The sequence below is a fragment of the Marinomonas sp. NPDC078689 genome (assembly GCF_044542435.1).
In the GTDB taxonomy this organism is placed as follows: Bacteria; Pseudomonadota; Gammaproteobacteria; order Pseudomonadales; family Marinomonadaceae; genus Marinomonas; species Marinomonas arenicola.
The window spans coordinates 79,472-91,507 of sequence record NZ_JBITUJ010000005.1; the positions used below are offsets into that span (position 1 = coordinate 79,472).

Below are 12,036 nucleotides of genomic sequence, written 5' to 3' on the forward strand. Positions count from 1 at the left end.
CACTGCCGTCGTGCTTTCTATTTGCTGTTGTGAGGTGAGCGATGTATACCATTGAAAATTTAGCTCAGACATTAAGTCAATATTTACCTCACGAGCAAGTCGCTCAGGTAAAACGCGCATACTATTACGCAGAACAAGCTCATGATGGGCAATGGCGTAAAAGTGGCGAACCTTATGTTACCCATCCACTTGCTGCCGCTGAAATCCTTGCGGATTTACGCATGGACAGTGAAGGGTTAACAGCAGCCCTCCTTCATGACGTTATCGAAGACACCGGCATCAGCCGTGAAGCGTTAACTGAGCAGTTTGGAGAAGGCGTTGCCAGTTTGGTTGATGGCGTTAGTAAACTGACGCATCTTGAGTTCAATAGCCAAATTGAAAAGCAAGCTCATAACTTCCAGAAAATGGCCATGGCCATGGCGGATGACATTCGAGTCATTCTCGTCAAATTGGCGGACCGTCTGCACAATATGCGCACGCTGGATTCGATGCCAGCTCACAAAAAACGCCGTATTGCTCGCGAAACTCTCGATATTTATGCCCCTATTGCAAACCGCTTAGGGATGTACAATGTTCGAGTGGCTCTGGAATCTCTCGCTTTTGAAGCTTACTACCCAATGCGGGCTCGCATGCTGCAGCGTGCTATCAACAAGAAATATGGCCACCGCAGCAAAGATACCGAAAAACTTGAAGATTTTATTCGCTCTGAATTAGCCGCCGACTATATCGACGCTCATATCAGTGTGAGAGAAAAACACATCTACAGTATTTATCAGAAGATGAGCAAAAAACGCCGCTCTCTTGATGAAATCATGGATGTGTTAGGTGTGCGTATCGTGACCGATCGCCACGACAGCTGCTATCGCATTCTCGGCATTATTCATGCCTTGTTTAAACCCATCGAAGGCCGCTTTAAAGATTATATCGCCGTTCCAAAATCCAATGGCTACCAATCGCTGCATACCACGGTTGTTGGTACTAATGGCCTACCGATGGAAGTACAAATCCGCACCGAAGAGATGGATTTAGTCGCTAATAACGGCATCGCAGCGCATTGGGCTTATAAATTCAGTGGCAATGCCGCCGCGCCAAACAATCACGATCGAGCAACGAAATGGGTGAAAAGCTTGCTGGAAATCCAGCAAAAAGCAGGTAACCCGATTGAGTTTGTTGATAATGTTAAAAGTGATTTGTTCCCTGATGAGGTGTATGTATTTACTCCGAAAGGTCAGATCATCGAACTGCCATCTGGTGCTACACCGGTCGATTTTGCTTATGGCGTACACACAGAAATTGGTAACACCTGTATTTCTTGTCGCATCAACCGCCGCCTGGCACCGCTTAGCACTCAGCTCGAAAGCGGACAGACCGTTGAAATCATCAGTGCCAAAAATGCGCAACCTAACGTTGCTTGGTTAAGCTTTGCCATCACGGGTAAAGCGCGCACGAATATTCGCCATTACCTTAAAGACAAACAGCGTGAAAATGCGATATCTATCGGACATCGTCTGCTAACTCGCTCGTTAAATGCCTTTAAAACGAATATTGAAGAACTAACGAAAGAGCAAATCGATCAAGTCCTTGTGCAACATCAACTTAACACTCTGGATGATTTACTTGAGTCCATCGGCAAAGGCCGACATGTTGGTTATTTGGTCGCACGAGAGCTGTTCCCAAATTACGATGAAAACACTCTTATCACGCCGAAATCCTTTAAGGTGAACGGCTCTGAGGGAATGCTGATTTCGTATGCGAAATGTTGCTCACCAATTCCTGGAGACCCAATTGTTGGTCACGTTCAAGTGGATAAAGGGATCATTATTCATCATTTGAACTGCCCGAACATTCAAGATCATCTCTCCAGCCCTGAGCGCTTTATCCGTATGGTTTGGGGCAAAGATATTGAAGAAGATCTCAATATTAGCCTGATTGTTAGTTACATTAATGAACGTGGTGCCGTGGCAAAAATTGCCAGCTCCATCAGCGATACCGATTATCAAGTGTCTAACTTAGACATTATTGAACGTGGACGTGTCAGTCGCCTTCGTTTGAATATCACTATTTCTAGTCGTGTTGGCTTAGCAGACGTAATGCGCCGTATTAAGGCTGTTCGTTGCGTCGAGAAAGTCTCTCGTGAGACCATTGTTGGTCGTTAGAGCCTTTAACATGACCTCTATATTTTAACCCGCCTCAGTCAGAACAGACCGAGGCGATATAACATTGAAATGGGATTAAATATCATGGCAAAGCAAGTGATTCACACTGAAAAAGCACCAGCAGCAATCGGCCCTTATTCTCAAGCGGTTCGTGCAGGCAACACAGTTTACCTTTCTGGCCAAATTCCTTTGGTTGCTGAAACCATGGAAGTGATCAGCGAAGACATCGTTGAGCAAACCACGCAAGTGTTCAAAAACTTACAAGCAGTTTGTGAAGCCGCTGGCGGTTCTTTGGAAGACGTTGTGAAATTCAACATTTTCATGACAGACCTAGGCAACTTTGCAACCGTCAACGAAGTGATGACTCAGTTTATCAAACAACCTTACCCAGCTCGTGCCGCAATGGGCGTTCGTGCGCTACCAAAAGGCGTTCAGGTTGAAATCGAAGGCATCATGGTACTTGAAGACTAGTTATCCAATCATGTTGCTCGCAGCATGATGAAGATGATCTAAAAAGAGGCGCTCGACGCCTCTTTTTTTATGGCTAGTGTTCGGCTAGATAAGCGCTTACTAGCTCATCATAACCACTCACATAACTAGGGTAATGAAAACAAAATCCTGTTTCTTTGAGCGCTTGATTACTAATTCGCTTGCCTGAAGTGGGCAAAAAGTCACTGACCTTTTCAGGGAGATTCGCTTTAGTGTCTAGCAGCTTAGCAATACACAGCTTCACCTCCCACATAGTGACTGGCGTATCGTCAGTAACATTATAATGACTCGCCAATGCCGCACCACTAAGCACCTTGTCTGCCACATGACACAGAGCGCGCACAACATCGTGACGATGCACACGATTGGTCCAACTGTTTGCTTCCCAAATCTCATCAGACATCACTTTGCTGAGCATTCGATACCGCTTCGGCCCATAAATACCTGAGCACCGCAGGGCAATCGAAGGCATAGCTTGCGAGAGCAATTGTTCCGTTTCTAACAAGATAGCCGCGGTCGCTTTACTGCCGAGCGGAGGTGTATTTTGATCAATCCATTCTCCTTTATTTTGCCCATAAACACTGGTACTGGAGACAAAGATAATGGGCGTCTGGGCACTTTGATAACGCGCTACAAGACGCTTAGCCGTATCGTAATACGCGGCACGGTAAGCCGTTTCCGTTCGACCTGAAGGCGTCATGATTAACACAATAAGATCCACCTCAGGCAGATCGTCGTCTCCCAGTTGCGTGATATCACCGGTCATCCCATGAACTCCTTTGGGAAAGGCGCTGCCAGTACGACGAATACCGTAAACCTGATCCCCTCTGGCCACAAAATACGGCGCCATACCACGCCCTAAATCACCACACCCTGCGATCAGGATTCGTTTTGAATTCATGACTACCTCTTTAAGCAATAAAAGCGCAAACTAGATTATCTGGTACACTTTATCAAATTTTGTATTATCATAGTTATTAACAATGATTAGGTTGAGGGCACGATATGACATTAACTGAATTAAAGTACGTTGTTATGCTGGCAAAAGAAAAACACTTTGGCCACGCTGCCGAAAAATGCCATGTTTCTCAACCGACTCTGAGTGTTGCCGTGAAAAAGCTCGAAGAAGAGCTAGGCGCAGCCATCTTCGAACGCAGTAAAAGCTCGGTCTATATCACTCCCATTGGTGAGCAAATCGTGGCCCAAGCCAAACGCGTTATCGAGCAGGCTAACACGATTAAAGAGTTGGCGTCGTCCGGTCATAACCAACTAAAAGGTCCTATTAAAATTGGCGCCATTTTTACCATTGCGCCCTACCTTTTCCCGATGATGATCCCTAATCTACGCGCCATCACTAACGACATGCCATTGATCATTGAAGAAGATCTCACTGAGAACTTACGCCCTAAACTGCGTAATGGCGAGCTCGATGCGATTATTATCGCGCTCCCCTTCAATGAGCCCGACGTAGTGACCCAGCCAATTTACGAAGAAGAGTTTGTCGTATTAATGCCCAAGGATCACCCTTGGACTAAACTTTCTCACATCAACACGGATCAGCTTTCTACTGACAACTTGCTGTTATTAGGCAAAGGGCACTGTTTCAGTGAGCAAGTTCTAGAAGCTTGTCCTTTAGTGAAAGAAGAAGAGTTTAGCGAAGGACGCACCATTGTTAACGGCAGCTCATTAGAAACCATCCGCTACATGGTGGCATCTGGATTAGGCGTCACTGTGCTACCAAAATCCGCCGTCACAAACATCGACCATACTTTATTAGAAGTTCGCCCATTTGAAGAGCCTGCACCAAAGCGTACTGTTGCCTTAGCGTGGCGTGCAAGCTACCCACGCCCAAATGCCATCGACGTGGTAAGCCAAGCTATCCGCAACACCAGCAAGAAGCTGGATATCTAAGCTCGCCATGATAGACGACCTCGACACACAAGATGTGAGAGAGCTGAAAGGGGTTGGCGATGCCATGGCTGAAAAATTGGCAAAGCTGCACCTTCATACGGTGCAAGATTTGCTTTTTCATCTCCCCATTCGCTATCAGGACAGAACCCGAGTGCTGCCCATCGGACATTTGCGCTTTGGTGATGAGGCGGTCATTGAAGGCACTTCCACCGGTTGCGAAATAAAAATGGGCAAACGTCGCAGCTTGTTGTGTCGTATCAAGGATTCAACGGGCACCTTATGCCTGCGCTTTTTCCATTTTTCTGCGGCGCAAAAAAAGCAATTAGAGTCCGGTAATCGGATCCGTTGCTTTGGGGAAATACGTCGCGGCAGCACTGGATTTGAAATTTATCATCCTGAATACAAGATCATTAGTAACACAGACACACACTCAGATACGGATCAATTGACGCCGATTTATCCGTTAACAGAAGGCCTAACACAAGCCAAAATTCGGCAGTTGTGTGAGCAAGCATTGGAGCGTTTAACGCCCTACAATCTCAAAGAGTGGCTGCCCGATACCATACGTCAGTCATTTAGCTTGCCACCATTAGACGACGCGATTCGTTTTCTTCACCACCCGACAACTGACGCGAATTTAGAGCAATTACGAGCCGGTGCGCATCCTGCACAATACCGACTTTCTTTTGAAGAACTGATGGCCCATCAGCTGTCTTTGATTGGCAAGAAAATCAAAGCCAAAGAAGACAAGGCGATTCGTGTAACAGAACCAGGTCAACTGGCTCAAGGATTACTAGAGCAACTGCCTTTTTCCCCTACCAACGCCCAGCAACGTGTTTTTCAAGAGCTCTTAACCGACCTCCAATCGGGCCACCCAATGCTCCGCCTAGTGCAAGGCGATGTCGGCTCAGGAAAAACACTGGTCGCAGCGTTAGCGGCAGCAGCCATCGTCAATGCGGGTTATCAAGTTGCTATTATGGCGCCAACGGAGATCTTGGCTGAGCAGCACCTCGCAAACTTCACTCAATGGTTTACGCCACTGGGCTTAAATGTCGCTTGGATGGCAGGAAAGCTAAAAGGCAAAGCCCGTGAAGTCGAACTGGAAAATATCGCGTCGGGCGCCGCTCATATCGTCGTCGGCACCCACGCCCTTTTCCAAGAAAGCGTCCAATTTGATCGTCTAGCATTGGCCATCATCGACGAACAACATCGCTTTGGTGTTCATCAACGTATGGCATTGCGAGAAAAGGGCTTACAACAAGGGTTTCAGCCTCATCAGCTGATTATGACGGCTACCCCTATTCCTCGTACCCTGGCCATGTCAGCGTATGCGGATTTAGATTGCTCAATAATAGACGAACTGCCGCCAGGAAGAACCCCAGTTAATACCATTGTGGTATCAGACCAACGCCGTAACGAAGTCATAGAGCGTGTAAAAATCGCCTGCCAAGAAGGCAAACAAGTCTATTGGGTATGTACCCTCATTGAAGAGTCAGAAGCCTTACAATGCCAAGCGGCGGAAGACACGGCTATTCTACTCGCAGAGCAACTTAACGGTTTGTCTATTGGCTTGGTTCACGGACGACTTAAGTCGTCTGAAAAGGCCGAGATTATGGCAAGATTCAAAGCGAATGAGATACAACTTCTGGTGGCCACCACTGTCATCGAAGTGGGTGTGGATGTGCCTAATGCGAGCTTAATGATCATTGAAAACCCAGAACGTCTGGGGCTTGCTCAGCTGCATCAATTACGCGGCCGAGTAGGTCGAGGGCAAACGGCCAGCCATTGTGTCTTATTGTATAAAGCCCCTTTAGGCCAACAAGGGAAAGAACGCTTATCCACGATGCGAGAAACCAGTGATGGTTTCAAAATTGCGGAAAAAGATTTAGAACTGCGCGGCCCAGGTGAATTACTAGGCACTCGTCAAACGGGGCTATGGGAATTTAAAGTCGCAGATCTGCAAAGAGACAAAGCACTGCTTGACGATGTACAAAAAGCCGCCACGCAACTGCATCAGCACTACCCAGAAAGGGTCTCGCCCTTACTGGCTCGATGGCTGCCAAACCACAGCCAGTATTTGAACGTATAAACGCCTGCAGCGCCCAAACAAAAGGCGCTGGAATATCCCTTCCGCGCCTTTTGTATTCGTTTCATATCGCTGTCATCAACCCTTATGGGATGCTAACGACCGTGGTATTTTTCACTTCTTCCATCGCCACATACGTTCTCGACTCACGCACATGTGGCAAGGTCAGTAATGTTTCGCCAAGCAACAAGCGGTAAGAATCCATATTGGACACACGCGCTTTTAATAGATATTCGAAATCACCTGCAATCAAGTGACACTCAAGAATCTCGGGGATTTCTGTGACCGCGGTTTTAAATTCGTTGAAACCTTCTGGGGAAGTTGTTTTTAAACGAATTTCCACAAATACAAGTAAACCAGCATCCACCTTTTTAGGGTCCACTAACGCGCAATAGCCTGTGATATAGCCGTTACGTTCTAGACGTCGCACCCGCTCTAAACACGGGGTCGCACTCAAGCCTACACGACTGGCTAATTCAACGTTTGATAAGCGGCCGTTGACTTGCAGTTCACGCAGAATCTTTTTGTCCAAACGATCGAGCGGTTTAGTTGAGCTTTCCATTCGACATGGATCTCCTTAATCACACTAAAGTATTGTTAATACTATCATGTAGATAACAAAGTATGGGAAGCGCTTTCTAGAATATATTTCTACCCTAAAAACACCGTCATTTGAATTGCACCAATATAAAACAAAAGAAAGTCCACGCACCAAATTGGTATTTTTTGGCTGTTTTTAACCTATATCAGTCATTTTGCTTCTTAGCTATGCACCATTAGATGTCACGTTTTCTTACAAAAACACACACTTTTTAATAAACAAAGAAAACTGCCTGTTTTTTAAACACCTTCCTGTTTTTATGGGCTTATTTTGTAAGAATTATGCACTAATAACCATATTTATAGCACTTTATCCTTGACTAGAGACCATCAACAGTCGTTCTATTAGGTAATGCAACATTCTTCTAGAAGAATGCTCTGTATCTAAAATTAAAAAAATAATCATGATGTTGGCAATATTTTTGCATTGTTTACCTATAAGTCCCAAGACTTATAAAAACGAAAAAATACAACACACACAAAAGAAAGAAATGCCTGGGAGGCTATCAATGAAATCGAACGTTTGTAAACTACTCTCAACAGCCGCTGTTGCTGCCGCCATTAGTACTGGTGCTGCCGCAGGTACACTAGATGACGTTAAAGCAAAAGGTTTCGTACAATGTGGCGTAAGCCAAGGCGTGCCAGGTTTCTCAAATGCTGATGACAAAGGTAATTGGACAGGGATCGATGTTGACGCTTGCCGCGCCGTTGCTGCCGCTATCTTTGGTGATGCTCAAAAAGTAAAATTCACACCTCTTTCTGCTAAAGAGCGTTTCACTGCACTACAATCTGGCGAAATCGATATTCTTTCTCGTAACACCACCTGGACTTATACTCGTGACGTTTCTCTAGGTCTTGATTTTACCGCGACTAACTTTTACGACGGCCAAGGCTTCATGGTTCGTAAAGATCTTGGTGTAGAATCTGCTTTAGACCTTGATGGCGCAACCGTTTGTACTGAACAAGGTACAACAACAGAATTGAACATGGCTGACTTCTTCCGTAAGCACAATATGTCTTACGTACCAGTTGTCGTGCAAAAAGCTGACGAAGCGGTATCCGCATACGATTCAGGTCGTTGTGATGTTTACACTACGGATAAATCCGGTTTAGCAGCACACCGTACTAAACTTAAAAACCCAAGCAACAACATCATCCTTCCAGAAACCATTTCTAAAGAGCCTTTAGGCCCTGTGGTTCGTCACGGCGACAACCAGTGGAAAGATTTGGTTACTTGGGTAATGTACGTACAAGTAAATGCCGAAGAAATGGGCATCACGTCTAAAAACGTCGCTAAGATCAAAGCTGATGCAAAAGATCCAGGCATCCGTCGCCTTCTAGGAGCTGAAGGCAACATGGGTCAAGATCTAGGTCTTAATGCAGATTGGGCTTACAACGTTATCGCAGAAGTAGGTAACTACGGCGAAGAGTTCGAACGTAACCTAGGTAAAGACACTGCGCTTAACCTTCCTCGTGCCATCAACAATCTATGGAACAATGGCGGCATCATGTACGCGCCACCAGTACGTTAATATCTGAATTAGGTAACTCGCTTCGGGTTATTATCCAGCGGCCATCCGCCGCTGGATCTCTCCCCCTTCCTTTATACCTCTGACGAGCATATCTACTGCCTGAATCAAGATGAGCAATATAAAAAATACTCCTAGTAACAAAAGTTTTCTGAATGATGCCGGTAATCGCTCCCTCATCTTTCAGATCGTACTTTTAGCTGTCGTTGTTTTCGTTGGTTATTACCTTTTCAGTAACCTACAAGCCAACTTAGAAAACAGAGGGATTTCTACTGGTTTCTCATTTTTAAATGAGCCAGCGGGCTTTCCTATCCTTATACACCTTGTTAGTTACACAGAATCCAGCACTTATGGACGTGCTTTCTTAGTTGCTTTGATCAATACTTTCGTGATCTCGCTCCTAGGTATTATTCTCGCCACTATTATTGGCGTTGTGATGGGCTTGGCTCGCTTATCAAAAAACTGGTTAGTTGCACGCCTTGCAACGGTTTACATCGAAACCATGCGTAACATCCCTTTGTTACTGCAAATGTTCTTCTGGTACTTTGCTGTGCTAGCCGCTCTCCCCGTACCTCGTAATAGTTATGAGTTTGCGGACTTCCTACTTAATAAACGTGGCATCTACTCGCCAAACCCTATCGCTCAAGATGGTTTTGGTCTGGTCATCGTTGGCTTTATAGTTTCCATTGCCTTAGCTATCGGTCTCATTGTATGGGCGAAAAAACGTCAAACACGTACAGGGCTATGGTTTCCTGCTTACTGGTCATCACTGGGTATTATTCTAGCCGTTACTTTTCTCTTTTTTGCTGCAGCAGGCTTTCCTTTAGAGTTTGATTTACCGCAGAAAAGTCGATTTAACGTGACCGGAGGTATGGTATTACCGCCTGAGTTTGTTGCTGTACTTGTGGCTCTTTCAACTTATACGGGGGCTTTTATCGCTGAAATCGTACGTGCTGGTATTCTTTCCGTTAACTGGGGTCAAACAGAAGCCGCTCGCTCTTTAGGCTTGCGCGACAGTATGACCCAACGTCTGATTGTTTTGCCTCAAGCACTGCGCGTTATTATCCCACCGTTAACAAGCCAATATCTAAACCTTGCGAAGAACTCTTCGTTGGGTGCCGCTATTGCTTACCCTGAATTGGTGGCCGTGATCATGGGGACAACGCTGAACCAAACTGGTCAAGCGATTGAAACCATTGGTCTTTGTATGTTGGTTTACGGTTCATTGAGTCTTTCGATCTCATTGTTCATGAACTGGTACAACAAAAAAATGTCATTAATTGAGCGCTAGGAGGCTAAATATGGCTATTGAATTTAAACCATCACCCAGCCTCCCACCACCGTCTACTGCGGTAGGTCCTGTGGCTTGGGTACGTCAGAACTTATTCTCTTCTCCATTGAATGTGTTCTTAACTTTATTCAGCATTTACATTATTTATTTGCTCGTTCCTCCCATTATTGAATGGGGTATTATCAACGCAACCTGGGAAGGTGCATCTAAGGCAGAATGTACTGCTGGCGGTGCCTGTTGGGCGTTTATCAATGTCTATTTCGAACAGTTCATGTATGGCTTATACCCATCTGAGGAAACATGGCGCATTAATTTAGCCGTAATCCTAATTGTTCTTCTCATTGGTATGTTTGCCATCAAGGCAATTAATAAGCTATTCCTGTCTTTAACCATTCTGCTGGTTTACCCAGTGGTTGCTTACTTCTTGTTTGCAGGCGGCGTATTTGGCTTAGAAGTAGTGGAAACATCTCGTTGGGGTGGCTTGTTCTTAACCGTCTTATTGGGTGTGGTTGGTATTGTTGCCTCCTTCCCTTTAGGGGCGCTATTAGCGTTAGGACGTCGCTCTAACATGCCTGTTGCGAAATCTGTTTCTTTGGTCTTTATCGAAACGATTCGTGCGGTACCATTGATCACTATTTTGTTTATGGCATCGGTAATGATCCCGCTGTTCTTACCAGAAGGTCTAAACTTTAATAAATTATTGCGAGTATTGATCGGTATCACTCTGTTTTCTTCTGCCTATATGGCCGAAGTAATTCGTGGTGGGCTACAAGCCATTCCAAAAGGCCAATACGAAGCCGCTGATGCAATGGGGTTAACTTATTGGCAATCAATGGTGTTGGTTATTCTGCCTCAAGCACTGAAGCTGGTTATTCCAGGCATTGTGAACTCGTTCATCAGCTTATTTAAAGATACAACACTGGTTTATATCGTAGGCATGTTTGACTTCTTAGGAAGGATACAAGCCGCCAATCACGATACAAATTGGTTAGGAACAACAGTGGAAGGCTATGCCTTCGCAGCCCTTGTTTACTGGATCTTCTGCTTTGGTATGTCACGTTACAGTATGGCACTAGAGCGTAAATTAGACACCGGACACAAGCGGAATTAGTTAAGAATTTGAGGCCTTTAAAATGACAAATACGAACATGGCACGCGCCCAATTAGAGCCGGGTGAATCTGCAATCATCGAGTTTAACGATGTTAATAAATGGTATGGCGACTTTCATGTATTGAAGAACATTAACTTCAGTATTAAAAAAGGTGAGCGCATTGTTGTCTGTGGACCTTCTGGTTCTGGTAAGTCCACTATGACTCGCTGTATTAACCGTTTAGAAGAACATCAAAAAGGTAGCATCCTGGTCGATGGTATTGAAATGAATAACAACTTGAAAAACATCGAAGCCATACGCAAAGACGTTGGCATGGTGTTCCAGCATTTCAATTTGTTTCCTCATCTCACTATCCTAGAAAACCTGACGTTGGCTCCGATTTGGGTACGTAAAATGCCTAAAAAAGAAGCTGAAGAAATGGCAATGCATTACTTGGAGCGTGTAAAAATCGCTAACCAAGCATTGAAATACCCAGGACAGCTCTCAGGTGGTCAACAACAACGTGTGGCGATTGCACGAGGCTTGTGCATGCAACCTCGCATCATGCTATTTGATGAGCCAACCTCTGCCCTTGACCCTGAAATGATCAAGGAAGTATTGGACACTATGGTTCAATTAGCAGAAGAAGGCATGACCATGGTGTGTGTTACCCACGAAATGGGCTTTGCTAAAACCGTTGCTGACCGCGTTGTGTTTATGGATGCCGGAGAAATCGTGGAAGCAAATGAGCCTCACGAGTTCTTCGATAACCCACAACATGATCGAACTCAAATGTTCTTGAGCCAAATTTTGAATCACTAATCATTCAAAAACTGCTATATTTAAAAGGCTCCTTTTAGGAGCCTTTTTTACGTTTTAAGCA

10 protein-coding genes are annotated in these 12,036 nt (G+C 45.2%); 8 read left to right on the top strand and 2 right to left on the bottom strand.

Annotated elements, in window-relative coordinates:
- Window positions 1-41: 41 nt before the first annotated feature.
- The gene (locus tag ACIGBN_RS10225) at window positions 42-2,156 is read left to right on the top strand and encodes a bifunctional (p)ppGpp synthetase/guanosine-3',5'-bis(diphosphate) 3'-pyrophosphohydrolase (RefSeq protein WP_133002192.1); all 2,115 of its coding nucleotides are present in this window, start codon (window positions 42-44) and stop codon (window positions 2,154-2,156) included.
- Window positions 2,157-2,240: 84 nt separating this feature from the next.
- Complete coding sequence (locus ACIGBN_RS10230; protein ID WP_133002193.1) at window positions 2,241-2,627, top strand: RidA family protein; 387 nt, start codon at window positions 2,241-2,243, stop codon at window positions 2,625-2,627.
- 73 nt (window positions 2,628-2,700) lie between these two features.
- Here the strand turns inward: ACIGBN_RS10230 and ACIGBN_RS10235 are convergent, their stop codons facing one another.
- Window positions 2,701-3,546 carry an NAD-dependent epimerase/dehydratase family protein gene (locus ACIGBN_RS10235; RefSeq protein ID WP_133002194.1) on the bottom strand — a complete coding sequence of 282 codons (846 nt, stop codon included), beginning with the start codon at window positions 3,544-3,546 and terminating at the stop codon, window positions 2,701-2,703.
- A gap of 104 nt (window positions 3,547-3,650) precedes the next feature.
- On the opposite strand from ACIGBN_RS10235, the gene ACIGBN_RS10240 reads away from it, so the two are divergent.
- Both ACIGBN_RS10240 and recG read left to right on the top strand, forming a co-directional pair.
- A complete protein-coding gene (locus tag ACIGBN_RS10240; protein ID WP_133002195.1) occupies window positions 3,651-4,556 on the top strand; it encodes a hydrogen peroxide-inducible genes activator in 906 nt (301 codons plus the stop codon).
- Window positions 4,557-4,563: 7 nt separating this feature from the next.
- Window positions 4,564-6,645: an ATP-dependent DNA helicase RecG gene (recG, locus tag ACIGBN_RS10245; protein WP_396665248.1), complete on the top strand. Its 2,082-nt coding sequence runs from the start codon at window positions 4,564-4,566 to the stop codon at window positions 6,643-6,645.
- Window positions 6,646-6,727: 82 nt separating this feature from the next.
- On the opposite strand, the gene lrp is transcribed toward recG, so the two are convergent.
- The gene (lrp, locus tag ACIGBN_RS10250; protein ID WP_133002197.1) at window positions 6,728-7,204 is read right to left on the bottom strand and encodes a leucine-responsive transcriptional regulator Lrp; all 477 of its coding nucleotides are present in this window, start codon (window positions 7,202-7,204) and stop codon (window positions 6,728-6,730) included.
- 547 nt (window positions 7,205-7,751) lie between these two features.
- On the opposite strand from lrp, the gene ACIGBN_RS10255 reads away from it, so the two are divergent.
- From ACIGBN_RS10255 to ACIGBN_RS10270, 4 genes are all read left to right on the top strand, one after another.
- On the top strand, window positions 7,752-8,774 hold the full coding sequence (locus ACIGBN_RS10255; RefSeq protein ID WP_396665250.1) for an amino acid ABC transporter substrate-binding protein: 1,023 nt from the start codon (window positions 7,752-7,754) through the stop codon (window positions 8,772-8,774).
- 109 nt (window positions 8,775-8,883) lie between these two features.
- Window positions 8,884-10,062: an amino acid ABC transporter permease gene (locus ACIGBN_RS10260; protein ID WP_341563540.1), complete on the top strand. Its 1,179-nt coding sequence runs from the start codon at window positions 8,884-8,886 to the stop codon at window positions 10,060-10,062.
- 10 nt (window positions 10,063-10,072) lie between these two features.
- A complete protein-coding gene (locus tag ACIGBN_RS10265; RefSeq protein WP_396665253.1) occupies window positions 10,073-11,173 on the top strand; it encodes an amino acid ABC transporter permease in 1,101 nt (366 codons plus the stop codon).
- Window positions 11,174-11,195: 22 nt separating this feature from the next.
- The gene (locus tag ACIGBN_RS10270) at window positions 11,196-11,975 is read left to right on the top strand and encodes an amino acid ABC transporter ATP-binding protein (RefSeq protein ID WP_341563536.1); all 780 of its coding nucleotides are present in this window, start codon (window positions 11,196-11,198) and stop codon (window positions 11,973-11,975) included.
- Window positions 11,976-12,036 lie beyond the last annotated feature (61 nt).

Coding starts and splice junctions, on each gene's coding strand:
- ACIGBN_RS10225 (WP_133002192.1), top strand. CDS start 42: ATGTATACCATTGAAAATTTAGCTCAGACATTAAGTCAATATTTACCT.
- ACIGBN_RS10230 (WP_133002193.1), top strand. CDS start 2,241: ATGGCAAAGCAAGTGATTCACACTGAAAAAGCACCAGCAGCAATCGGC.
- ACIGBN_RS10235 (WP_133002194.1), bottom strand. CDS start 3,546: ATGAATTCAAAACGAATCCTGATCGCAGGGTGTGGTGATTTAGGGCGT.
- ACIGBN_RS10240 (WP_133002195.1), top strand. CDS start 3,651: ATGACATTAACTGAATTAAAGTACGTTGTTATGCTGGCAAAAGAAAAA.
- recG (WP_396665248.1), top strand. CDS start 4,564: ATGATAGACGACCTCGACACACAAGATGTGAGAGAGCTGAAAGGGGTT.
- lrp (WP_133002197.1), bottom strand. CDS start 7,204: ATGGAAAGCTCAACTAAACCGCTCGATCGTTTGGACAAAAAGATTCTG.
- ACIGBN_RS10255 (WP_396665250.1), top strand. CDS start 7,752: ATGAAATCGAACGTTTGTAAACTACTCTCAACAGCCGCTGTTGCTGCC.
- ACIGBN_RS10260 (WP_341563540.1), top strand. CDS start 8,884: ATGAGCAATATAAAAAATACTCCTAGTAACAAAAGTTTTCTGAATGAT.
- ACIGBN_RS10265 (WP_396665253.1), top strand. CDS start 10,073: ATGGCTATTGAATTTAAACCATCACCCAGCCTCCCACCACCGTCTACT.
- ACIGBN_RS10270 (WP_341563536.1), top strand. CDS start 11,196: ATGACAAATACGAACATGGCACGCGCCCAATTAGAGCCGGGTGAATCT.